Below are 21,313 nucleotides of genomic sequence, written 5' to 3'. Positions count from 1 at the left end.
CCGGCGACCGGACGGGAGACCTGACCATGCCCCGCGTATTCCATGTCCCATCCCTGCTGACCACCGGCGGCCTGCTGGCCCTGCTCGCCCTGGCACCCATACCTCTACTGGCCGAGGAAGGCTTCGCGGCCCAACTCGACTGGGGTGAGCGCCACCGCATTACTGCCCCGATCGCGGGCCGCATCGAGGCAATCGAGGCCCGCGCCGGCGACCGGGTCGAGGCCGACGACGTCCTGTTCCGGCTGGATACCCGGCGCAGTGATGCCGACCTGCGCGCCGCCCGCGCGACCATGGAACGCCTGCAGATGGAGCTGGACGAAGCCGAGCGCGAGCGCGACAAGGCCGAGGATCTCTACGACCAAACCCTGATCGCCGCCCGCGAACTGGAGTTGGCACGTATCGATTACGCGACCGTCGCGGCCCGCCTGGCCGAGGCCCGCGCCCAGCGCGACCGCATCCGCGCCGATCTCGAGGACGCGACCATCCGCGCCCCGGCCAGCGGGCGCCTGGTGCGCATCGACGCCAATACGGGGCAGTACGTCAATCCGGCGTTGCTACCGCCGGTCCTGGCGATCCTTGGCACGACCGACCCGATGCGCGCCGTGGCCACCGTCCCGGCCGCCACCGCCGCCGACCTGGAACCCGGGGAGACCGTTACGGTCGTAGTCGGCGACCAGCGTCTTTCCGGCACCATTGCGACCATCGGCTGGGAGCCGACCGGCGAAGAGCCCGAGCGGGGTTACCGCGTCGAGGTCGAATTCTCGCCGGCGGACGACACACCACTGCGCCCGGGTCAGCCCGCACGGATCGAACGGGATTCCTGATACATGAGCAATGAGCAATCGCCATCCAGCGCCCGCGCCTGGCTGGTCATTACCACACTCGACGACCCGGACACGGCTGACAGCCTGGCCGGCACCCTGGTGAAACAGGGTCTGGCCGCGTGCGTGCATATCCTCCCGCCCGGACGCTCGGTCTACATGTGGAAAGGGAATATCGAAATCGACTCCGAAGTCACTCTACTGATCAAGACCGCGCCTGCGCGCCTGAACGATCTTCAGACGCAGCTGGCTGAACAACACCCCTACGACACACCCGAGATCATCGCCCTGCCGATTGAACGCGGGCTGCCCGATTACCTGGACTGGATAACGCAATGCACCTCATGAATCCGCGCACCTGGCTGGCAACCCTGCTGGTCGCACTCCTGCTGGCCCCGGGACTGACGCACGCCCTCTTCGAGGACGACCTGCTGGACCCGGATGACGCCTTCGCCCTGAGCGCCGAGGCGATCGACGCCGACACGGTACGGCTGACCTGGGACATCGCGGACGAGTACTACATGTACCGCGAGCAGTTCGACTTCACCCCGGAAAGCGACGGGCTGGAACTGGGCGAGGCCGAGATCCCGGACGGCGAGGTCAAGGAGGACGAATTCTTCGGGCGCGTCGAGACCTATCGCGGCCAGGTTCAGGTGGAGCTGCCGATCAAGGCGGCCGACAGCACCAGCATCGAGCTGACCGCGCGCTCGCAGGGCTGCGCGGACCTGGGCGTGTGCTACCCGCCGCACTTCCAGACCGTATCCATCGAGCTGCCCGGCCTGCCAAGCGGCAATGGCGAGACCCGCGCGGACGAAGATGCCGGGGAAGAACGCAGCGCGCTGGGTGACCTGGGCAACCTGTCCGGCGACCTCGGCGCCGCCGATGACCTGCTGGAACCGGAGAAGGCCTTTGCCGCCTCGCTGGAGGCGATCAGCCAGAACGCGGCGATCCTTCGCTTCGACATTGCCGAGGGATACTATCTCTACCGTGAGCAGCTGGATGTGCGCATCTCCGAGGGCGATGGCATCGAGCTGGGGCCGGTCAACCCACCGGACGGCGAGCTCCAGGAAGACGAGTTCTTTGGCGAGAGCCAGGTCTACCGGGGCCAGGTCGAGATCCTGGTTCCGGTCCTGCGCGACGCGGATGACGTCTCCGAGATCACCCTGGCGATCGACTACCAGGGCTGTGCCGACGCCGGCGTGTGCTACCCGCCGCTGACCCAGGAGGTCTCGGTCTCCTTTGCTGCCGATCTGGCCGCCGAGGCCGACACCGACGCCCTGCCGGAAACCGGCGACGGGGCTGCGGAAGACGACGAGGCCGCGGCACCGGTCACCCAGCAGGACCGCATCGCGGCCCAGCTGGCAGACGGCCAGATCTGGCTGGTGGCCCTGGCCTTCTTCGGCTTCGGGCTGCTGCTGACCTTCACCCCCTGCGTGTTCCCGATGATCCCGATCCTGTCGAACATCATCATCGGACAGAAGAACCTGACCACACGCAAGGCATTCCTGATCTCGCTGGTGTTCGTGCTGGCCATGGCGCTGACCTACACCATCGCCGGCGTATTCGCGGGCCTGGCGGGTGCCAACCTGCAGGCGGCCTTCCAGAACCCCTGGATTATCGGGACCTTCGTGGCCATCTTCATCGCGCTGGCGATGTCGATGTTCGGCTTCTACGAGCTGCAGATGCCAGCCGGCGTGCAGAGCAAGCTTTCGCAGATCAGCAACAAGCAGGAAGGCGGCACCTACGTCGGCGCCGGCATCATGGGCTTCCTTTCCGCCCTGATCGTCGGCCCCTGCGTGACCGCACCGCTGATCGGGGCGCTGCTCTACATCAGCCACACTGGCGATGCGGTGCTGGGCGGGATCGCGCTGTTCGCGCTGAGCATGGGCATGGGTGCGCCGCTGCTGGTCATCGGCACCTCCGCCGGGCGCCTGCTACCGAAGGCCGGTCCCTGGATGGATACCATCAAGGCGGTGTTCGGGGTCGGCCTGCTGGCCATCGGCATCTGGCTGCTCGAACGGGTGATCCCGGGCGAGGTCGCGATGTTCCTGTGGGCAATCCTGCTGATCGTGACCGCCGTCTACATGGGCGCACTAAGGACCCTGCCGGAGAATGCCTCCGGCTGGTACAGCCTGTGGAAGGGCCTGGGTGTGGTGATCCTGATCTACGGCGTGCTGCTGATGCTCGGCGCGGCGACCGGCGGCAAGGACATCTTCCGCCCGCTGGCCACGTTCAACCAGCCCGCGGTGACGGCCACCGGCGAGCAGTCCGGGCCGACCGAGATGGCGTTCACCTACGTCGACAGCCTGGAGGACGTGGAACGCGAAGTCGCACGGGCCCGCGAAAACGGCCAGCCGGTGTTTCTCGACTTCTACGCCGACTGGTGCGTGGACTGTGTGCGGCTGGATCGCACCACCTTCCAGGACCCGCGCGTGATCCGGGCCATGGGCGACGTGCACCTCCTGAAGGCCGACGTGACCGACAACACCTCCGAGCACCGCGACCTGATGCGTCAGTTCAATCTGTTCGGGCCGCCGGCGATGATCTTCTATGACCGCGACGGCAACGAGCTGCGCAACTACCGCAACGTCGGCTACCTGAATGCCGACCGCTTCCTGGCACATGTAGAAAGCGCCATCGGGGTGACACCATGAAACACCGCAAGCACGCACTCGCAGGGGTGGTGGTCGCCACGGCCAGCGCCCTGATCCTGACCGCCTGTGGTGACCCGGAACCCGAGATGGGCGCCGGGGCAACCTCTGCCAACGCGGCCACCGATGTCGCCGCCGAGGAGACCCAGGGCAATCAGCGCATCGACTTCACCCTGCCCGACCTCGCCGGTGAAGAACGCCAGTTCAGTGAGTGGGACGGCGACCTGATCGTGCTGAACTTCTGGGCCACCTGGTGCCCGCCCTGCAAGAAGGAGATGCCGCTGTTCCAGGACACCTTTGATGCCAACCGCGAGGATGGCTTTACCATCGTCGCGGTCGCCGTGGACGAACAGACAGCCACGCAGCATTTCGTCGACGAATTCGGCATCGAATTCCCGGTACTGATCGGCCAGGACGACGCGGTCGCGATCGGCCGGGAATACGGCAACCGCATCGGCGCCCTGCCCTACACCGTACTGATCGACCGCGAAGGCACCATCCTCGACACCCATCGTGGCGAGGTGGAACCGGCCGACCTGGACGGATGGCTGGAGGCGCACCTGTAGCACCCCCCGACGCCGGAGCGACGCCCGGCGCCCTGGCGCCACAAGGCTGGTAAGCTTGGCCGCCATGACCGAGCGCGAACGCCTGTGGGAACTCGCCCGCCTGATCCGGCTGGATCGCCCGGTGGGCATCTACCTGTTGCTGTGGCCCACCTTCTGGGCCCTGTGGGTGGCGGCCGAGGGCTGGCCGCCGGCCTACCTGATCTTCATCTTTGCCGCCGGCGTGGTGCTGATGCGCTCGGCGGGCTGCGCGATCAACGACTACGCCGACCGCGACTTCGACAGCCATGTGGCGCGCACCCGCGACCGACCGCTGGCGCTCGGCACCATCACCCCGCGCGAGGCGCTGGGTACCTTCGTGGCGCTCAGCGTGGTCGCCTTCGTCCTGGTGCTGTTCACCAATGGGCTGACCATCCTGTATTCCCTGGTGGCGGTGGCACTGGCCGGCACCTACCCGTTCTCCAAGCGCTTCCACCACTTCCCGCAGGTCCATCTCGGCGCCGCCTTTGCCTGGGCCGTGCCCATGGCGTTCACCGCCGTGACCGGCGAGCACCCGCCCGAAGTGGCCTGGCTGTTGTTCGTAACCGTGCTGGCGTGGACGGTGGTGTATGACACCTTCTATGGCATGGTGGATCGCGAAGACGACCTGAAGATCGGGGTGAAATCCACGGCCATCGCCTTCGGCGAACTCGACCGCCTGATCACCGGCGGGCTGCAGGTGCTCGTGTGGCTGGGGCTTTATCTCGTCGGCCAGCACGCCGATTTCGGTGGCTACTACACCGCCGGGCTCGTGGTGGTGGCAATGCTGATGTTCTACCAGCAGTTCCTGATCTTTGAACGCGAACCCGCCGACTGTCTGCGCGCCTTCAAAAACAACCACTACCTGGGCGCCGTCATCCTTCTGGCGATGATTGCCGACCACCACCTGGGGGCCTGAATCCCGAGCGCGCACACCCTCAGGCGCGCGCGAGGACCAGCCCCTCCACCCGTGCGGCACCCTCGCGGCGCAGCACTTCGGCCAGTGCGGCCAGCGTCGCGCCCGTGGTCGCCACGTCATCCACCACCAGCACATGCTGCCCGGCGAGGCTCGGCCCGTCCCAGGCAAACGCACCGTGGACATTGCGCCGCCGCGCCTTGCGACCCAGCACCTGCTGCGACTCGGTCGCGCGGATGCGCCGCAGTCCGCGGGTATCCAGCGGGACATCCAGCACCCCCGCCACACGCCGCGCCAGGTAGTCCGACTGATTGAAACCCCGCTCGCGCAGCCGCCTGCCATGCAGCGGCACGGGGAGCACCCGATCGGGCGGATCGCCGTTCTCGCCCACCAGACGGCCCGCCACCTGCTCCGCCAGGGCCGCGAGGATGCGTTCGGCCCGTGCATTGGCGCCGTGCTTGTAGGCCAGGATCAGCTGATCCAGCGGCCAGGCATAGGCCCAGCCGGCATGCAGTGCATCCAGGACCGGCGCTCGGCGGATGCAAGCCGGGCACACTCCGGCGACCGGAAGGGGCAACGCACAGGTGGGGCAGGGGTGCTCGAGCGGCGCAAGATCCGCCCGGCAATCCGCGCAGATCGCCGGACCGGGGGCCAGGCACAGTCCGCACTGACCGGGGTACAGGGCCTCCCCCAGCCAGTCGACGCAGGCCGCAGCCCGGGCCCTCAAGCGCGCGGCCGGAGACCGCCTGGAAACGGGGCGCAATGAAGGGTCCGGGGCCATAATGGTATGCTCTGCTTTTTGCATGCAGGGTAGACCATGGCCACCAGGACCGTCTCCGGGCGCAGCTCGCGGCGCGCCGCGTCGATGTTCGATATCGGCAACCTGATCAGCGTGTCGATTGCCGGCATCCCGCTGTTCCTGGTGAGCAGCGAGGGCGTCGGGGTCGGTTTCATCATCGCCGCGATCATGGGCATCGTCCCGCTGGTACTGTGGTTTGGCGGCTCGATGCTGGTCTACGCCCTGAACAAGCACCACCCCGATCCCCGCGTCGGCCACTTCACGCAGTGGGCCGCCTATCGCTACTACGCCCTGATGGGCCTGCTGATCGGGGTCGCCACCTTCTTTCCGCCGGATCTGAACTACTACCGCGCCTACTGGGCGATCGCCGCGGCCATCCTGCTGCCGTGGACGATCTACGCCCTGTTCACCATCTACCGCGAGCCCTGGACGGACGTCGAGATCCCCGCCGAAGCCGACAAGGAACATCATCTATGAGCACGCCCCGCCACGACTGGAACACCAACGAGGTCGAGGCCCTGCTCGACCTGCCGCTGAATGACCTGATCTTCCGCGCGCAGACCGTCCACCGCGAGCACTTCGACCCGAACGCGGTCCAGGTGAGCACGCTGCTGTCGATCAAGACCGGGGCCTGCCCCGAGGACTGCGCCTACTGCCCGCAAAGCGCGCACCACGAGGTCGAGATCGAGCGCGAACGCCTGCTGCCGCTGGACGAGGTGCTGGAGGCGGCCCGCAACGCCCGCGCCCAGGGCGCGACCCGCTTCTGCATGGGCGCGGCCTGGCGCAACCCCACCGACAAGAACCTGGAGCGCGTGATCGAGATGGTCCGCGCGGTGAAGGACGAGGGCCTCGAGACCTGCATGACCCTCGGCATGCTGAAGGCCGAGCAGGCCAAACGCCTGTCCGAGGCGGGACTGGACTACTACAACCACAACCTCGACACCTCGCCGGAGTTCTACGGTCACATCATCTCGACGCGCACCTACGACGACCGCCTCGAGACCCTGGAGCACGTACGCGAGGCCGGGATGAACGTCTGCTGCGGCGGCATCCTCGGCATGGGCGAGTCGCGCCGCGATCGCGCGCGGCTGCTGCAGCAGATGGCCAACCTGCCAAAACACCCAGAGTCGGTGCCGATCAACCAGTTGATCCAGGTCGAGGGCACACCGCTGCACGGCATCGAACATCTGGACCCGCTGGAGTTCGTGCGCACCATCGCGGTCGCCCGCATCCTGATGCCGGCCTCCTACGTGCGCCTGTCCGCCGGGCGCACCGAGATGTCCGACGAGATGCAGGCCCTGTGCTTCCTCGCGGGTGCCAACTCGCTGTTCTATGGCGACACCCTGCTGACCACGCCAAACCCCGGCGAGAACCACGACCTCGCGCTGTTCGAACGCCTGGGCCTGCACCCGGAGACCGGCCCGGAATCCCCCGCGCAATCGGACCAGCCGGCGTCCGCGTCGGCCTGAGCCAGACCGGCGGTGAGCGGCGGCTTCCCCGACCATTTCCCGGCGGTGGCTAACGCTTACGCCCGCCACCGCCCGGACTACCCGGCCGAGCTGTTTGACTGGCTGGCGGCGCGCACCCCGCACCACGAGCGCGCCTGGGACTGTGCCAGCGGCAACGGCCAGGCCGCGCGGGGCCTCGCGCCCCACTTCTCGCACGTCTTCGCCACGGACGCCGCCCCATCGCTGCTGGCCACAGTGCCGGATCACTCCGGGATCGACCGCGTCGCCTGCGCCGCCGAGGCCTGTGCCCTGGCCGATGGCTCGGTCGACCTCGCCTGTGTGGCCCAAGCCGCGCACTGGTTCCGCCACACCGAGTTCCACGACGAGGTCGCCCGCGTCCTGCGCCCGGACGGACTCCTGGCGATCTGGGGCTACGGCGTGCTGCGGGCCGAGGACCCGGCACTGGACCACCTGCTGATCGACTTTCACGATGCCACCTTGGCCCCCTGGTGGCCGGAAGAGCGCCAGCACATCCGCAACCACTACCGCGACCTGCCGTTTCCCTGGCCCGAGATCGAGGCGCCCGAGTTTCGCATCACGCGCGAATGGGATCGCGCCACCCTGCTGGGCTATCTCGGTACCTGGTCCGCGATCCGCCGCGCCCGCGCCGCCGGCCAGGACCCGCTGGCCGCGCTAGCGCCGGCCCTGCAAGCCCTGTGGTCCAACCCGAGCATGCCGGCACGGGTGCACTGGCCGATCTTCCTGCGCGCGGGCCTGCGCCCATGAGCGACTCACTCGATCACTACCTGGAGCAACGCCTGAACACTGTGCGCGACGCCGGGCTATGGCGCCGCACCCGCATCCTCGACGGCCCACAGCGGCCCAAACAGGTTATCGACGGCCACCGCGTGATTGCCTTCTGCTCGAACGACTACCTGGGCCTGGCCGGTGACCCGGCGGTCGCCGCCGCCGCCCGCAAGGCGCTGGATCAGTACGGCGTCGGCGCGGGTTCGGCCCACCTGATCAACGGCCACAGCCGCGCCCACGACGAACTGGAACAGGCCCTGGCACACTTCACCGGGCGCGAGCGGGCACTGGTCTTCTCCACCGGCTACATGGCCAACCTGGCCCTGGTCCAGGCCCTGGTCGGGCGCCACGACACCGTCTTCGAGGACCGCCTGAACCACGCCTCGCTGATCGACGCCGTGCGCCTGTCGGGCGCGCGCAGCCAGCGCTACCGCCACGCCGAGCCCGAACACCTGCGCGAGCGCCTGCAGAAGGCGCCCGCGACCGGGCAGCGCCTGATCGTCACCGACGGCGTGTTCTCCATGGACGGCGATATCGCCCCGCTTCCGGAACTCGCCGCCCTGGCGCGCGAATACAATGCCTGGCTGATGGTGGACGACGCCCACGGCCTGTCAGTGCTGGGCGACACCGGCGGCGGCAGCTGCCAGTACTTCGGTCTCGGCAGCGACGACGTACCGATCCTGATGGGCACCCTGGGCAAGGGCTTCGGCACCGCCGGGGCCTTCGTGGCCGGCTCCGAACGGCTGATCGAGACCCTGATCCAGACCGCGCGCCCCTACATCTACACCACCGCGATGCCGGCCGCCCTGGCCGCCGCCACCCTGGCCTCGGTGCAAATCGCCGCGTCCGCCCACGACCGCCGCGCGCACCTGCAGAACCTGTTGCGACGCTTGGGCGACGGGCTGGATCGCCTCGGCCTGCCACACCCACCGCCCCTCACACCCATCCAGCCTGTCACCCTGGGCACCGCCACTCGCGCGAGCGCCGTCGCCGAGCGCCTGTTCGAGGCCGGCTTCCTGGTCCCCGCGATCCGCCCCCCGACCGTCCCGGAAGGCGAGGCCCGCCTGCGCATCACCCTGTCCGCCGCCCACACCCAAACGCAGGTCGACGCACTGCTGCAGACGCTGGAACAGGCCCTCAACGACACACCGGCGTAACACCGCGCGCAAGCTTCTAACCGTCATTGCGAGGAGCAAAGCGACGAAGCAATCATCATCCGGATGCCCCCCCGGAAAAATTATCGGCAGATTGCTTCGTCGCCTGCGGCTCCTCGCAATGACCACTCGGTGCCGGACCAGCGGCCGGCAGCTCACTGCGTTGCAACGCAGACGTGCGACTGGGTCAGCCGCCCCCTACAGCTCGCCGCGTTCGGCGAGGGAGACGGCCTCGTCGGCGATGATCACGTGATCGAGGACGCGGATGTCCACCAGCCCCAGGGCGTCGGTCAGGCGGCGGGTGATGGCGACATCCGAACGCGACGGCTCGGCCACGCCCGAGGGGTGGTTATGGGCCAGGATCACAGCCGCAGCATTGTGGTGCAGCGCGCGCCGCACAACCTCGCGCGGGTGCACGGAGGCACCGTCGATGGTGCCGCGAAAGAGTTCCTCAAAGGCGATCACACGGTGGCGGTTATCGAGGAACAGCACGCCGAAGACCTCGAAGGGATAGTCGCGCAGGCGCGCCGCCAGGAACTGCCGGGTGGTCGCGGGCGAGGTCAGCGCATCGCCGCGCTCCAGATCGGCCGCCAGGTGGCGGCGCCCCATCTCCAGCACGGCCTGAAGCTGGGCGTACTTGGCATCCCCCAGCCCCGGGGCGGCGCAAAACCCCGCCTGATCCGCCTGTAATAAAGGCCGCAGCCCGCCGAAGCGGCTGAGCAGGTCCCGCGCGACATCCACCGCGCTCTTGCCGGCCACGCCGGTGCGCAGAAAGATTGCCAGCAACTCCGCATCCGAAAGCGCGGCCGCGCCGCGTTCGATCAGCCTCTCCCGCGGGCGCTCGGCCGCGGGCCAGTCGGTAATCGCCATCACCACCTCCCTGTGGTTGCGTTACATGCGTTCGCTTTTTTCGGTTTGGGCCCTGGGCTAGTCCTCGAAGCGGGAGATGTCGCGCACCGCGCCGTAGGCGGCGGAGGTCGTCATCAGGGCGTAGGCGCGCAAGGCCTGGGTAACGGCCCGCTCCCGCGACTCGGGTTTCCAGGCCTTCGCGCCACGGGCCTCCATGGCCTCGCGCCGTGCGGCCAGCGTGGCGTCGTCGACGTCGATGCGGATCTCGCGACCGGGGATGTCGATCACGATGGTGTCGCCTTCCTCGATCAGGCCGATCGCACCACCCTGCGCCGCCTCCGGCGAGACGTGACCGATCGACAGCCCGGAGGTGCCGCCGGAGAAGCGCCCGTCGGTGACCAGCGCACATTCCTTGCCCAGGCCCTTGGACTTGAGATACGACGTCGGGTAGAGCATTTCCTGCATGCCCGGGCCGCCCTTGGGGCCTTCGTAGCGGATGATCACCACGTCGCCCGCCTGGATCTGGTCACCAAGAATGGCCTCCACCGTCGCGTCCTGGCTCTCGAAGACCCGGGCCGGACCCGAGAATGTCAGGATGCTGTCGTCCACCCCGGCAGTCTTCACGATGCAGCCATCCGGGGCCATGTTGCCGTAGAGCACGGCCAGGCCACCGTCCTTCGAGTAGGCATGCTCGATGTCGCGGATGCAGCCGTTCTCGCGGTCGATGTCCAGGCTGTCCCAGGTCTTGTCCTGGCTGAACGCGACCTGGGTAGGCACACCGCCCGGGGCGGCCTGGTAAAGCGTCTCGGCCTCGGCGGCGTGGCGCATCACGTCCCACTGTTCCAGGGCCTGGCCCATGGTGTCGGCATGCACGGTGGGAATGTCACGGTGGAGCAGCCCGCCGCGGTCCAGCTCCGCGAGGATGCCGACCACGCCACCGGCGCGGTGGACATCTTCCATGTGGTAGAGCTGGGTGGCCGGGGCGACCTTGCACAGATTCGGCACCTTGCGCGACAAGCGGTCGATGTCGGCCATGGTGAAGTCGACCTCGCCCTCGCGCGCGGCCGCCAGCAGGTGCAGCACCGTGTTGGTGGAGCCGCCCATCGCGATATCCAGGCTCATCGCGTTCTCGAACGCCTCGAAGGTGGCGATGGAACGCGGCAAAGCAGATTCATCGTCCTGCTCGTAGTAACGCTTGGCCAGTTCGACCACGCGCCGGCCGGCCTGCTCGAACAGGCTCTTGCGCCCGGCGTGGGTGGCCAGCAGCGAGCCGTTGCCCGGCAGCGACAGCCCCAGCGCCTCGGTCAGGCAGTTCATCGAATTGGCGGTGAACATGCCGGAGCAGGACCCGCAGGTCGGGCAGGCGGAGCGCTCGATGGCCTCCACTTCTTCATCACTGGCACTGGAGTCGGCGGCCTTGACCATCGCGTCCACCAGGTCCAGGTGGATCACCTTGTCGCTGCCCGGGGCCTGCACCTTGCCGGCCTCCATCGGACCGCCGGAGACGAACACCACCGGGATGTTCAGGCGCATCGCGGCCATCAGCATGCCAGGGGTGATCTTGTCGCAGTTGGAGATGCAGACCAGGGCATCGGCGCAGTGCGCGTTGACCATGTACTCGACCGAGTCGGCGATGATCTCGCGCGAGGGCAGCGAATAGAGCATCCCGCCGTGGCCCATCGCGATCCCGTCGTCCACCGCGATGGTGTTGAACTCCTTGGCCACGCCGCCGGCCTTTTCCACCTCGCCGGCCACCAGCTGGCCCAGGTCCTTCAGATGCACGTGCCCGGGCACGAACTGGGTGAAGGAGTTGGCAATGGCAATGATCGGTTTGCCGAAGTCGCCATCCTTCATGCCGGTGGCGCGCCACAGGGCGCGGGCACCCGCCATGTTGCGGCCGTGGGTAGTGGTGCGGGAACGATAGGCGGGCATGTATATTCTCGTGAACGATTACGGTGAACGCAGATCGTACATAATGAGTCGTTCAAACCCCAGTACCCCGGAGCACCTGCAATGAAAATCGAAGTCGAGAACATCAAGTGTGGCGGCTGCGCCAGCTCCATCCGCAAGGGCCTGCTGCAGGTCGAGGGCGTCACCGACGCCGAGGTGGACGTGGAAGGCGGTGCGGTTGATATCGAGGCGCCCGACAGCGCCCGCGAGGCGGTCGCCGCCAAGCTCGCCAGCATGGGTTACCCCGAGGTCGGTTCGGTCTCCGGCCTGCGCTCCGCCAGCGCCAAGGCCAAGTCGTTTGCCAGCTGCGCCGTGGGGCGCATGAGCGGCGAATAGGCTTGATCAATACGTCGCGGTGGCGCGCGCAGCCCGGCCTTGTCGGGCTGGTGCTGCTGTTCGTCCTGGGCACGGGGCTGGCGCAGGCCGAAAGCGGGCTGCCGACCGCCGAACTGCAACTCGGCGAACAAGCCCTGACGATCGAGATCGCCGCGACCGACCGTAGCCGCCGGATCGGGCTGATGCACCGCGACCACCTGCCCGCCGACCACGGCATGCTGTTCATCTGGCCACGACCGGCGCACTACGGCATGTGGATGCAAAACACCCGCATCCCGCTGGACGTGGCCTTCATCGATGCCGACTTCACCATTACCAACATCGCCAGCATGACGCCCCACTCCACCCGCATACACGAGGCGAAACGGCCGGTGCGCTACGCCCTGGAGGTCAATGCCGGGTGGTTCAAGGAGCACGGCATCGCGCCCGGCGCCTCCGTCCCGGACCTCGAACGCCTCGTGGGCGAGACCGACTAGGGAAACACGGATCAATGTTTCCCTAACACCCCTTCCCGCAGGATCGGGCCAGCAGGCCTGACTGATCCCACGTGTACATTGATCCGTGATTCCCTAGACTGTCTGCTCAAGGACATCACCAGGAAACGGACACGCCCGTGACCGCCACATCCAACCCAGCCGCCCGCAATCACGCGCCCTCACGCCGAGCCCCGCAGCCCGGGGAGCTCGCCTGGTTCCGTGATGCGGTGCCGTACATCGCCGCCCACCGCGGGCGCACCATGGTGATCGCGCTCGCAGGCGAGGCCGCTCAGGCGCCGGAGTTTCCGGCACTGATGCGCGATATCGCCAAGCTCAATGCCCTGGGTATCCGGGTCGTTCTGGTCTACGGGGCGCGCCCGCAAATCGAGGCCCGGATGAGCGAGCGCGGACTGACCCCGGCCTACGCCAACGGGTTGCGCGTAACGGATGGCGCAGCGCTGGAAGCCGTGCTGGATGCGGTCGGTCGGCTGCGCCTGCAGATCGAGGGCCTGCTCTCGCGCAGCCTCGGCCAGCCGGGTACCGGCAACGCACGCCTGCGCGTGGCCAGTGGCAACTTCGTCACCGCACGGCCACTGGGCGTACGCGACGGCGTGGACTTCCACTACACCGGCGAGGTGCGCGGGGTGGACACCACCGCACTCGCGGCCCTGCTGGACCGCGAGCAGGTGGCCCTGGTCTCCCCGCTCGGCTACTCCCCCACCGGCGAGGTGTTCAACCTCTCCGGCGAGGATGTCGCCACCCAGGTCGCGATCGCGCTGAATGCCGACAAGCTGATCTTTCTCACCGAGGCCGGGGTGTTGCGTGATCCCGAACACGGCGTGCTGGACCAGCTCACCGTGCCGGCCGCCCAGAAGCTGCTGGAGACCGCCACCGACCTGCCGCAGGAACTGGCCAACCATCTGAAGAGCGCGCTCGACGCCTGTCGCCAGCGCGAGATCCGGGTGCACCTGATCGACCGTCGGGACGACGGTGGGCTCCTGACCGAACTGTTCACCCGTCTGGGAATCGGCACACTGGTCTCGCGCGAGCCACTGGAACGGCTGCGCCCGGCCACACTCGACGATGTCGGCGGCATCCATGCACTACTGGCACCACTGGAGGCCGAGGGTATCCTGGTGCATCGCGCGCGGGAGCACCTGGAGCTGGAGATCGACCGCTTCCAGGTGCTGGAGGCCGACGGCCTGATCATCGGGACCGCCGCGCTCTACCCGTTCGAGGCGGATGCCGCGGAGATCGCCTGCCTGGCCCTGCACGCGGATTACCGCGGGAGCGGCCGCGGCGACCGTTTGCTGCAGGCGATGGAACACCTGGCGCAGGAACAGGGAATCCGGCGGGTATTCGTGCTCACCACACGCACCGCCCAGTGGTTCCAGGAACGCGGTTACACGCCAGGCAAGGTGGACGATCTGCCCGTCAGCCGGCAGACCCGCTACAACCAGGCGCGCAACTCGCGGGTGTTTACCCGCGCGCTGGCCGGCGAGTAACCCGGACCAGACAGGCCCTATTCATAGCGGGCCTCGTCGCGCTCATGGGCCTCCTGGGCCACCACGCTCAGCGTGGCAACCGGGCGCGCCTCAAGCCGAGCGATGCCGATCGGTTCACCGGTCTCCTCGCAATAGCCGTATTCGCCCTGCTCGATGCGCGCCAGCGCCGCGTCAATCTTGTTCAGGAGCTTGCGGTACCGATCCCGGGTTCGCAGCTCCAGGCCGGCATCGGTCTCGTGACTGGCGCGGTCATTCGGGTCCGGCTCCTGCCAGCTCTCGCTGCGCAGGTGCTCCAGGGTCTGTTCCGATTCCTCGATCAGCTCGGCACGCCAGGCCTCGAGCTTGGCGCGAAAGTAGTCCAGTTGACGCGGATTCATGTAGGGTTCGTCCTCGGACGGACGGTACCCGGAATCCGGGCGGGTCTTGGCTTCTTGGCTCATCTTGGACCCCTCGCCAGGCCCCCTCTCGCCCCATGCGGGAAGGCCCCGGCGCATTGCACGGTACACCCGATCGAGTATAGGGCAATAACCCTGCCGGGCGGCAAACACGAAAGCGCGCCCGAACGCACACAACCGGCACCATACGGAAGACGACACCGGCCGCATGCAGCACATCCTTCAGATCAGCGACACCCACCTCGGCCGGGAGCCGGGCCCCATTCGACCGGGTTATCCCGACAGCGACCGCCAGCTCGCCCGCGTGCTCGAGGCCCTGCGCCGGAACGAGGCCCGGCCGGACCTGCTATGGCTCACGGGCGACCTGGCCGAAGATCCGGATCCGGCGGCCTACACTCGACTCCTCGCAATGCTCGACGAACACGTGAAAGGCTGGCCGCTCGCCGGCCTGGCGGGCAACCACGATGACTGGACCCTGCTGCACCGCGCCTTCACGGGCGCCGGACATGCCCTGGACGGCCACCGGCTGCTCGGCGACTGGCTGCTGGTCGGGATCAATTCGGCGGTTGCGGGGCAGGCGTCCGGGCGCATCGAGCCGGCCGAGTTGTCGCGCCTGGATCAAGTACTGACCGCACACCCTGATCACTGGGGCATGGTCGCCGTTCACCACCCGGTCGTGCCCGTCGGAAGCGCATGGATGGACCGGATCGGCCTGACCAATCCCGACGACCTGTTCGCGATCCTGGATCACCACCCGCGCGTACGCGCCTGTCTGTTCGGCCACATCCATCAGGATTTCCGCGCCGAGCGCCAGGGCGTCGAACTGCTGGGCTGCCCCTCCACCTGCGTCCAGTTCGCCCCCGGCTCCGAACAGTTCGCGCTGGATCCCGAACATGCCGGCTACCGCGTACTGGCACTGCATGCCGATGGCCGCATCGACACCCGCGTCGAGCGTCTATCCGGCGAATTTCCCGAGGCCCGTGCATGATCCCGGACGATCGCCGCAGCGAGCAGCTCCAGGCCTGGCTGAAGGACCAGCCGGGCAAGTTTACCGACCTGGCACTCCTGCGTGCAGATGCCAGTTTTCGGCGCTATTTTCGCCTGTGCCGCGACGACCAGCCGGTGGTGCTGATGGATGCGCCACCCGAGCGCGAGGCCACCGAGCCGTTCGTGGAGATCGCGCGACTGCTGGAATCGCTGGGGCTACGCCCGCCGCGCATCCTTGCGCACGATCCAGCCACCGGCTTCGTGCTGCTCGAGGACCTCGGCGACCGAACCTTCACCCGGGCCCTCGCCGAGGGGGCCGCGGAAGGCCCATTGTACGACCGCGCCATCGACACCCTGATCCATCTGCATCGCGCCTGGCCAGCGCAGGCCGCGAAGGCCCCGGACCTCCCCGCCTACGATTCCCCGCGCCTGCTGGACGAGGCCGCCCTGTTTGCCGACTGGTACTGGCCGGAACAACGCGGCACCCCGATGAGCGCGTCCCTGCGCAACGGATTTCTCGCAGCCTGGCGGGAGGCACTGGAAGACCTGCCCGTCCTGCCCGGGACACTGGTGCTACGCGACTTCCACGTGGACAACCTGATGCTGCCACCCGGCGAGGATGGCGATTGTGCCGTCCTCGATTTCCAGGATGCCGTGATCGGCAGCCCCGCCTACGATGTCGTCTCGCTGCTGGAAGACGCCCGGCGCGAGGTGTCACCCGCTACCGTGGAGCGGGCATTGGAGCGTTATGCCGCGGGAACGGCCTGGGACCCCGAGGTCTTCCTGCAGCATTACCGCGTCCTCGGCGCCCAGCGCACCACCAAGATCCTCGGGATCTTCGTGCGCCTGGCGCACCGGGATGCCAAACCGCGCTACCTGGAACACCTGCCGCGCCTGCATCGACTCCTGGCGCAGGGACTGTCACAGCCAGAACTGACAGCGGTGGCAGGCTGGTTCCACACCCACATGCCCGAACGGATGCGGGAGGATTAAGCCATGCGCGCAATGATCCTGGCCGCCGGGCGCGGCGAACGCATGCGCCCGTTGACCGACCACTGCCCCAAGCCGCTGCTGCCGGTCAGTGGCCGGCCGCTGATCGGCTACACGCTGGATCGTCTGGCGACCGCCGGGTACCGCGAGGTAGTCATCAACCTCGCGCATCTGGGCGAACAGATCCGCGCCACCCTGGGTGAACGCCAGTCAGGCCTCGCCATTCGCTACTCACCGGAGCCCGAGGGTGCCCTGGAGACCGCGGGCGGGATCCGCCAGGCCCTTCCCCTTCTGGGGGAGGAGCCGTTTCTGGTGGTCAATGGCGATGTCTGGTGCGACCACCCGCTGACACCCCCGACGACAATGAACACGGCCACCGACCGACCGCTCGCGCACCTCGTACTGGTCGCCAACCCCGACCATCACACGCAGGGCGATTTCGCCCTGGACGGGGAGCGGGTGGCCCTGGCGGGGAACGAGTTGCTGACCTTCAGCGGCATCGGCTGGTACGACCCGGCGCTGTTCCGTGATCTGCCACCGGGGCGCCGGGCCCTCGGACCCTTGCTGCGTCAAGCCATCGAGGCCGGCCGGGTCACCGGCGAACACTACACCGGCGCCTGGCGCGACATCGGCACACCGGAGCGCCTGGCGGCGCTGGACACCGAGCTTGAGGGGCGCTGATCACCCAACGCAGGGGGGATGCGGCCGGTCCGGTCAGGGCTTGATGTAGGTGTAACCGGAGCGTTGCAGGCGGGTCAGTTCCACGATGCCACTGGGGACCACGTCCCTGTCCGACACCTCATGCAGATCGCTGCGTTCGAGCCCGCGCGATTCCAGCGAGTTGCCACACACCAAAAAGCGCACATCCTGCAGCTTAAGGGTATTCACGGTACTGCGCAGGTCCGGATCGGTACGGGCGTGCTGCAGCAGACTGATGCCGCTGCCATGAGTCAACACCTTGATCTTGAGCGAAACATCATCGGGGCTACCGTCGATATGATTCTGCAGGTTGCGCAGGGCGTTCAGGTGAAGCTCCAGGTCATCGGTGTTGATGTGATAGACCACCCGCAGCGGCTCTTCGGCCGCCGGCGCCTTGGCGACGGCGGCCATCAATACAGCAGTCGCGCCGCCTGCCGCCAGCATCAACAAGAGCGCCCCGGCCAGGAACCAGCCGGGGCGCAGCACTTGTGGGTCGACTTGCATCGAGACTCCGGCCGTGCCGAATCAGACCTTGATGTAGATCCAGCCTTCCGCCTGACGGCGGGCCGCCTCGGCGACGCCGGAATCGATCAGTTCAGCCTGTGGCAGGATATCCACCTTCTGGCCTTCCTCGCGCGCCAGGCGGTTGAGGGTCTGGGCACAGGCGGTAAAGCGCAGCGTGGGGTACGCCTCCGCCATGCTCGCGACGCGTTCCGGATAGGGTGCGCTGTCGGTTCGCAGCATGCCCATCGCGTTGTTGTGCACCACCACCTGCACGTTCAGGTCGCGCCCGACCGTGGCCGCCTCGCGATACATGCTCTCGATGTCGTCCAGCAACTCGGCCATCGCACGGGTATCCGCCTCGTTGATGTGCAGCAGAATCTGATCGGTTTCGGTTGCCGAAAACACCTGCTGCGGGGCCGCGGCCCCGCCGGGCGCGTTATCGCTGGCAGCCATTTGCGCCAGGGCCCCGGACTCCTGGCCGGCCGCAGCAGCATGGTCGCCCCCGAAGAAACCGGCATCGCGAGTGATCTCGTATCCACCCAGCGAACCCACGACCAGCGCGAGCACGCCGGCCGCCACCGACGGGAACCAGGCCGAACGTCCACCACGCGATAACCGGCAACGGCCACCGGTGGTGCCGGCCGCGCGCCCGGCCGGGACGTCTTCGTAGGCCATGTTCACCAGCTCCTTGAGCTGGTGCATGTCGCAGACTTCGCGACTCAGATGCTCACTGGAGGCGATCGTCTTCAACGTAAACAGACGATCCTCCGGCGAGAACTCGCCGTCCACGAAGGCATTGAGAATCTCCTCGCTGGGTCGATTCTTTGCACTCAGTCGTTCATTCGACATGCCGATTCCTCACTACCTTGAGATAGGGTGTATCGGCCGCTGTCCCCGTGTCGGCCTGCTGCTCCAGCAGCACCTTCTTCAACTGCGCCCGAGCCCGGCTCAGGCGACTCATCACGGTGCCGATCGGTACGTCCAGCACCTCCGAGACCTCGGAGTAGGCAAAACCCTCCAGGTCCACCAGCGCGACCACCTGCCGGTGATCGGTACTCAGTTCGGCCATGGCCCGGTGAACATCCGCGACCATGCGATTGCGCTCGGTCTGCTGCTCCGGGCAGTCCTCGCAGGACAGCTCCATGCTGTCCACATCCACCGTGTCCTTCTGCCGCCGGCCCCAGTCGCGGTAACAGTTGGTCATGATGCGGAACACCCAGGCCTTCAGGGCGTTCTCGTCCTGCAACGACTTCAGCCGGGTCAGGGCCTTCATCATTGCCTCCTGCACCAGGTCATCCGCCAGCGCGGCATCGTGACACCACGCGAATGCCATGCGGTACATCTGTGGCCGCAGGTCGCACACCTTCTGACGCAGCCTGCGCTGCGCGAACCAGGTCGCCATGTTGTCGATTCCTCCATCCGCAGGCCGTACATGCGGCCTTGCTTGTTCTTGTACCCTGTAGGACGCTACGGGGCGCGAGGCTATTCCGGCCCCTCCACCGCAGACGCCGCACATCCCGGGCTTCGTCGATCAGGATACCCAATGCCATTCGATCCGCAACAACTGGAGCGCGCTTTCGCCTTTGACCCCGATACCGTGCGGGATCTGCGCGAACGCTGGGCGCGCCTGATCACCGATGCCGTCTGGGGCGAGCTCAAGACCGGCACCATCGGCGCCGTCCCGCGCCTGCGCAAGCGCCTGCTGGAACTGGGCGAGAACCTGCGCTCCATGCTGTCGGACCGCGCCTGGATCCCGCACGAGCGCGAACGCGTCAAGGGTGCGATGGCCGCCAGCCTCAACCTGCGTGACAGCCTGCAGCAGACCGACCGCGCTGCCAAGCTGCTCAATGGCGGGGCGGACTTCGAAGCCTTCGAGGCCGACTATCTCGCCTTCCGCAAGAGCCTGCTGACCTTCATCGAGCAACACGAACAGATCTGGGGCGATCTTCTGGAGAGCCTCTATGACGACGCACCGGACGACGACCGGGACGAGGACTAGGCCTTGGGCCGCGAGATCCGCGAGGAGCACTTCGGCGCGGCAGACTTTGACCGCTTCCACCAGGCCCTCGCGGACGAGACGGCCCAGCTGCTGGACTGGCTGCGCACGCAACCGCCCGAGGACCCCGCCCCACCCCCGCGGCTGGGCTTCGAGATCGAAGCCTGGCTATGCGACACCCAGGGGCGACCGCTACCGGTCAATGACGCCTTCCTCGCCGCGATGGACAGCCCGCTGGCCACCCTTGAACTGGCGCAGTTCAATGTCGAACTGAACAGCGGCGTCTTCCGCGCCGGTCCCGGCTGCTTCAGCGCAATCCTCGACGAATTGAACGAGACCCTGCGCCGCGCGCGCCGGGCCGCCCGCCACGCCGGGGCGGAACTGCTGATGGCCGGCAGCCTGCCCACCCTGGAACCGGACGACCTCGGGATCCACCACATGTCGCAGCAGGCCCGCTACCGGGCCCTGAACAGCGCGATCCTGGAACAACGCGCCCAGCGCCCGCTGCAGGTGGATATCGTCGGTCACGAGCACCTGCAGCACCGCCACGCGGACGTGATGCTGGAGGCCGCGGCGACCTCCTTCCAGGTGCATATCGAGACCCGCCCCGAGGTCGCCCACCGCGCCTACAACGCCTCTCTGGTCGCCGCGGCACCGGTGCTGGCCGCCGCCGGCAATACGCCCTACATCTTCGGCCACGACCTGTGGGCCGAGAGCCGCATCCCGTTGTTCGAGCAATCGGTGGAGGTCGGCGGGTTCGCCAACTCGGCGCGTGGCCCGATCCGCCGCGTGACCTTCGGCACCGGCTATCTGCACGCATCCATCGGCGAGTTATTCACCGAGAACCTCGAGCACTTCCCGGTGTTGTTGCCGGTAGCCCTCGACGAGCCGGCCGATCAACTGGCCCACCTCGCCTTCCACAACGGCACGATCTGGCGCTGGAACCGGCCGATCGTCGGCTGCGACGCGGATGGCCGACGCAGCCTGCGCCTGGAGTTTCGCTGCCTCCCGGCCGGCCCGTCGCTGATCGACATGCTGGCCAACACCGCCTTCACCCTGGGCCTGATCGAGTACCTGGTGGCCGAATCGCCCAACGGAACGCTGGAGACCCCGTTTTCTGAGGCCCGCGACAACTTCTACAATGCCGCCCGCTACGGGCTGGATGCTCGCCTGCGCTGGGGCCATCGCGACCCCGTCCCGGCGCCACGCCTGATCACGCGGGAGCTGCTCCCCCGGGCGGCCGAGGGTCTGGAGCGCCTGGGCATCGACCGCAGCGAACGCGACAACCTGCTTGGCATCATCGCTGCGCGCGTCGCCAGCCGCCAGACCGGCACGCACTGGCAACGCGACTGGGTCGCGCGCCACGGCCGCGACTGGCCGGGCCTGGTCCACGCCTACCGCGGCTGGCAGAACACCGGCGCGCCGGTTCACACCTGGGGACTTTGAGGA

24 protein-coding genes are annotated in these 21,313 nt (G+C 67.7%); 17 read left to right on the top strand and 7 right to left on the bottom strand.

The window, feature by feature from the left end:
• The first annotated feature begins 26 nt into the window (after positions 1 to 26).
• From G315_RS0108640 to ubiA, 5 genes are all read left to right on the top strand, one after another.
• On the top strand, positions 27 to 824 hold the full coding sequence (locus G315_RS0108640) for an efflux RND transporter periplasmic adaptor subunit (RefSeq protein ID WP_019612325.1): 798 nt from the start codon (positions 27 to 29) through the stop codon (positions 822 to 824).
• Positions 825 to 827: 3 nt separating this feature from the next.
• Complete coding sequence (gene cutA / locus G315_RS0108635) at positions 828 to 1,169, top strand: divalent-cation tolerance protein CutA (RefSeq protein WP_018145205.1); 342 nt, start codon at positions 828 to 830, stop codon at positions 1,167 to 1,169.
• On the top strand, positions 1,157 to 3,475 hold the full coding sequence (dsbD, locus tag G315_RS0108630; RefSeq protein ID WP_019612324.1) for a protein-disulfide reductase DsbD: 2,319 nt from the start codon (positions 1,157 to 1,159) through the stop codon (positions 3,473 to 3,475). The genes cutA and dsbD overlap by 13 nt, the downstream gene beginning before the upstream one ends.
• On the top strand, positions 3,472 to 4,038 hold the full coding sequence (locus G315_RS0108625) for a TlpA disulfide reductase family protein (RefSeq protein ID WP_019612323.1): 567 nt from the start codon (positions 3,472 to 3,474) through the stop codon (positions 4,036 to 4,038). Before dsbD ends, G315_RS0108625 begins: the two co-directional genes overlap by 4 nt.
• 64 nt (positions 4,039 to 4,102) lie before the next feature.
• Positions 4,103 to 4,972, top strand: a complete 870-nt coding sequence (gene ubiA / locus G315_RS0108620) for a 4-hydroxybenzoate octaprenyltransferase (protein ID WP_018175637.1) — start codon at positions 4,103 to 4,105, stop codon at positions 4,970 to 4,972.
• A gap of 19 nt (positions 4,973 to 4,991) precedes the next feature.
• Here the strand turns inward: ubiA and G315_RS0108615 are convergent, their stop codons facing one another.
• Positions 4,992 to 5,546 (bottom strand): ComF family protein, encoded by a 555-nt coding sequence (locus G315_RS0108615; protein WP_019612322.1) that lies wholly within the window; start codon positions 5,544 to 5,546, stop codon positions 4,992 to 4,994.
• A gap of 240 nt (positions 5,547 to 5,786) precedes the next feature.
• Here G315_RS0108615 and G315_RS0108610 point away from each other — a divergent pair, with 240 nt between their 5' ends.
• The 4 genes from G315_RS0108610 to bioF are packed head-to-tail and all read left to right on the top strand — an operon-like array spanning position 5,787 to position 9,180.
• On the top strand, positions 5,787 to 6,245 hold the full coding sequence (locus G315_RS0108610; protein ID WP_026182081.1) for a hypothetical protein: 459 nt from the start codon (positions 5,787 to 5,789) through the stop codon (positions 6,243 to 6,245).
• The gene (gene bioB / locus G315_RS0108605) at positions 6,242 to 7,237 is read left to right on the top strand and encodes a biotin synthase BioB (protein WP_018145199.1); all 996 of its coding nucleotides are present in this window, start codon (positions 6,242 to 6,244) and stop codon (positions 7,235 to 7,237) included. Before G315_RS0108610 ends, bioB begins: the two co-directional genes overlap by 4 nt.
• Positions 7,238 to 7,249: 12 nt before the next feature.
• On the top strand, positions 7,250 to 8,002 hold the full coding sequence (locus tag G315_RS0108600) for a class I SAM-dependent methyltransferase (protein ID WP_018145198.1): 753 nt from the start codon (positions 7,250 to 7,252) through the stop codon (positions 8,000 to 8,002).
• Positions 7,999 to 9,180, top strand: a complete 1,182-nt coding sequence (gene bioF / locus G315_RS0108595; protein WP_019612321.1) for an 8-amino-7-oxononanoate synthase — start codon at positions 7,999 to 8,001, stop codon at positions 9,178 to 9,180. The genes G315_RS0108600 and bioF overlap by 4 nt, the downstream gene beginning before the upstream one ends.
• A gap of 195 nt (positions 9,181 to 9,375) precedes the next feature.
• Here bioF and radC read toward each other — a convergent pair whose 3' ends face one another.
• Both radC and ilvD read right to left on the bottom strand, forming a co-directional pair.
• Positions 9,376 to 10,047, bottom strand: a complete 672-nt coding sequence (gene radC / locus G315_RS0108590) for a DNA repair protein RadC (protein WP_018145196.1) — start codon at positions 10,045 to 10,047, stop codon at positions 9,376 to 9,378.
• 57 nt (positions 10,048 to 10,104) lie between these two features.
• Positions 10,105 to 11,958 (bottom strand): dihydroxy-acid dehydratase, encoded by a 1,854-nt coding sequence (gene ilvD / locus G315_RS0108585; RefSeq protein WP_019563792.1) that lies wholly within the window; start codon positions 11,956 to 11,958, stop codon positions 10,105 to 10,107.
• Between the two features lie 81 nt (positions 11,959 to 12,039).
• Here ilvD and G315_RS0108580 point away from each other — a divergent pair, with 81 nt between their 5' ends.
• From G315_RS0108580 to argA, 3 genes are all read left to right on the top strand, one after another.
• The gene (locus G315_RS0108580; RefSeq protein ID WP_018145194.1) at positions 12,040 to 12,312 is read left to right on the top strand and encodes a heavy-metal-associated domain-containing protein; all 273 of its coding nucleotides are present in this window, start codon (positions 12,040 to 12,042) and stop codon (positions 12,310 to 12,312) included.
• A gap of 2 nt (positions 12,313 to 12,314) precedes the next feature.
• Positions 12,315 to 12,788: a DUF192 domain-containing protein gene (locus G315_RS0108575; protein WP_018951667.1), complete on the top strand. Its 474-nt coding sequence runs from the start codon at positions 12,315 to 12,317 to the stop codon at positions 12,786 to 12,788.
• A 137-nt stretch (positions 12,789 to 12,925) separates the two neighbouring features.
• Positions 12,926 to 14,293, top strand: a complete 1,368-nt coding sequence (gene argA, locus G315_RS0108570) for an amino-acid N-acetyltransferase (protein ID WP_019563791.1) — start codon at positions 12,926 to 12,928, stop codon at positions 14,291 to 14,293.
• A gap of 17 nt (positions 14,294 to 14,310) precedes the next feature.
• Here the strand turns inward: argA and dksA are convergent, their stop codons facing one another.
• Entirely contained in the window at positions 14,311 to 14,733 is a 423-nt protein-coding gene (gene dksA / locus G315_RS0108565; protein WP_018951669.1) for an RNA polymerase-binding protein DksA, read from the bottom strand.
• Positions 14,734 to 14,896: 163 nt separating this feature from the next.
• Between dksA and G315_RS0108560 the strand changes: the two genes are divergently transcribed.
• From G315_RS0108560 to murU, 3 genes are read left to right on the top strand one after another with little or no spacing between them, the layout of a single operon-like run.
• Positions 14,897 to 15,676 (top strand): metallophosphoesterase, encoded by a 780-nt coding sequence (locus G315_RS0108560; RefSeq protein ID WP_018951670.1) that lies wholly within the window; start codon positions 14,897 to 14,899, stop codon positions 15,674 to 15,676.
• On the top strand, positions 15,673 to 16,668 hold the full coding sequence (locus G315_RS0108555; RefSeq protein WP_018951671.1) for an aminoglycoside phosphotransferase family protein: 996 nt from the start codon (positions 15,673 to 15,675) through the stop codon (positions 16,666 to 16,668). Before G315_RS0108560 ends, G315_RS0108555 begins: the two co-directional genes overlap by 4 nt.
• A 3-nt stretch (positions 16,669 to 16,671) precedes the next feature.
• Positions 16,672 to 17,346, top strand: coding sequence for an N-acetylmuramate alpha-1-phosphate uridylyltransferase MurU (gene murU / locus G315_RS0108550; RefSeq protein ID WP_019612320.1), 675 nt, complete (start codon positions 16,672 to 16,674; stop codon positions 17,344 to 17,346).
• Positions 17,347 to 17,379: 33 nt separating this feature from the next.
• Here murU and G315_RS0108545 read toward each other — a convergent pair whose 3' ends face one another.
• Genes G315_RS0108545 through G315_RS0108535 form a run of 3 tightly spaced genes read right to left on the bottom strand, consistent with a single transcriptional unit; the run spans position 17,380 to position 19,270 of the window.
• The gene (locus G315_RS0108545) at positions 17,380 to 17,868 is read right to left on the bottom strand and encodes a DsrE family protein (RefSeq protein WP_019612319.1); all 489 of its coding nucleotides are present in this window, start codon (positions 17,866 to 17,868) and stop codon (positions 17,380 to 17,382) included.
• A 21-nt stretch (positions 17,869 to 17,889) separates the two neighbouring features.
• On the bottom strand, positions 17,890 to 18,717 hold the full coding sequence (locus G315_RS0108540; RefSeq protein ID WP_018175649.1) for a hypothetical protein: 828 nt from the start codon (positions 18,715 to 18,717) through the stop codon (positions 17,890 to 17,892).
• Positions 18,707 to 19,270, bottom strand: a complete 564-nt coding sequence (locus tag G315_RS0108535) for an RNA polymerase sigma factor (protein WP_018175650.1) — start codon at positions 19,268 to 19,270, stop codon at positions 18,707 to 18,709. The genes G315_RS0108540 and G315_RS0108535 overlap by 11 nt, the downstream gene beginning before the upstream one ends.
• A 141-nt stretch (positions 19,271 to 19,411) precedes the next feature.
• On the opposite strand from G315_RS0108535, the gene G315_RS0108530 reads away from it, so the two are divergent.
• Together G315_RS0108530 and G315_RS0108525 are read left to right on the top strand one after the other, a co-directional pair.
• Positions 19,412 to 19,867 carry a hypothetical protein gene (locus G315_RS0108530; protein ID WP_019567591.1) on the top strand — a complete coding sequence of 152 codons (456 nt, stop codon included), beginning with the start codon at positions 19,412 to 19,414 and terminating at the stop codon, positions 19,865 to 19,867.
• A 3-nt stretch (positions 19,868 to 19,870) separates the two neighbouring features.
• Positions 19,871 to 21,310: a glutamate-cysteine ligase family protein gene (locus G315_RS0108525; protein ID WP_018948106.1), complete on the top strand. Its 1,440-nt coding sequence runs from the start codon at positions 19,871 to 19,873 to the stop codon at positions 21,308 to 21,310.
• The last annotated feature ends 3 nt before the right edge of the window (positions 21,311 to 21,313 follow it).

This window comes from Thioalkalivibrio sp. AKL7, from assembly GCF_000381705.1.
Taxonomy (GTDB): Bacteria; Pseudomonadota; Gammaproteobacteria; order Ectothiorhodospirales; family Ectothiorhodospiraceae; genus Thioalkalivibrio; species Thioalkalivibrio versutus.
The sequence above is the reverse complement of the archived record's forward strand: the minus strand, read 5'-3'. Positions and strand labels throughout refer to the sequence as shown.

Excerpts from the sequence above, each read along its gene's own strand:
- G315_RS0108640 (WP_019612325.1), top strand. The coding sequence starts at position 27 with ATGCCCCGCGTATTCCATGTCCCATCCCTGCTGACCACCGGCGGCCTG.
- cutA (WP_018145205.1), top strand. The coding sequence starts at position 828 with ATGAGCAATGAGCAATCGCCATCCAGCGCCCGCGCCTGGCTGGTCATT.
- dsbD (WP_019612324.1), top strand. The coding sequence starts at position 1,157 with ATGCACCTCATGAATCCGCGCACCTGGCTGGCAACCCTGCTGGTCGCA.
- G315_RS0108625 (WP_019612323.1), top strand. The coding sequence starts at position 3,472 with ATGAAACACCGCAAGCACGCACTCGCAGGGGTGGTGGTCGCCACGGCC.
- ubiA (WP_018175637.1), top strand. The coding sequence starts at position 4,103 with ATGACCGAGCGCGAACGCCTGTGGGAACTCGCCCGCCTGATCCGGCTG.
- G315_RS0108610 (WP_026182081.1), top strand. The coding sequence starts at position 5,787 with ATGGCCACCAGGACCGTCTCCGGGCGCAGCTCGCGGCGCGCCGCGTCG.
- bioB (WP_018145199.1), top strand. The coding sequence starts at position 6,242 with ATGAGCACGCCCCGCCACGACTGGAACACCAACGAGGTCGAGGCCCTG.
- bioF (WP_019612321.1), top strand. The coding sequence starts at position 7,999 with ATGAGCGACTCACTCGATCACTACCTGGAGCAACGCCTGAACACTGTG.
- radC (WP_018145196.1), bottom strand. The coding sequence starts at position 10,047 with ATGGCGATTACCGACTGGCCCGCGGCCGAGCGCCCGCGGGAGAGGCTG.
- ilvD (WP_019563792.1), bottom strand. The coding sequence starts at position 11,958 with ATGCCCGCCTATCGTTCCCGCACCACTACCCACGGCCGCAACATGGCG.
- G315_RS0108580 (WP_018145194.1), top strand. The coding sequence starts at position 12,040 with ATGAAAATCGAAGTCGAGAACATCAAGTGTGGCGGCTGCGCCAGCTCC.
- dksA (WP_018951669.1), bottom strand. The coding sequence starts at position 14,733 with ATGAGCCAAGAAGCCAAGACCCGCCCGGATTCCGGGTACCGTCCGTCC.
- G315_RS0108560 (WP_018951670.1), top strand. The coding sequence starts at position 14,897 with ATGCAGCACATCCTTCAGATCAGCGACACCCACCTCGGCCGGGAGCCG.
- G315_RS0108555 (WP_018951671.1), top strand. The coding sequence starts at position 15,673 with ATGATCCCGGACGATCGCCGCAGCGAGCAGCTCCAGGCCTGGCTGAAG.
- murU (WP_019612320.1), top strand. The coding sequence starts at position 16,672 with ATGCGCGCAATGATCCTGGCCGCCGGGCGCGGCGAACGCATGCGCCCG.
- G315_RS0108545 (WP_019612319.1), bottom strand. The coding sequence starts at position 17,868 with ATGCAAGTCGACCCACAAGTGCTGCGCCCCGGCTGGTTCCTGGCCGGG.
- G315_RS0108540 (WP_018175649.1), bottom strand. The coding sequence starts at position 18,717 with ATGTCGAATGAACGACTGAGTGCAAAGAATCGACCCAGCGAGGAGATT.
- G315_RS0108535 (WP_018175650.1), bottom strand. The coding sequence starts at position 19,270 with ATGGCGACCTGGTTCGCGCAGCGCAGGCTGCGTCAGAAGGTGTGCGAC.
- G315_RS0108530 (WP_019567591.1), top strand. The coding sequence starts at position 19,412 with ATGCCATTCGATCCGCAACAACTGGAGCGCGCTTTCGCCTTTGACCCC.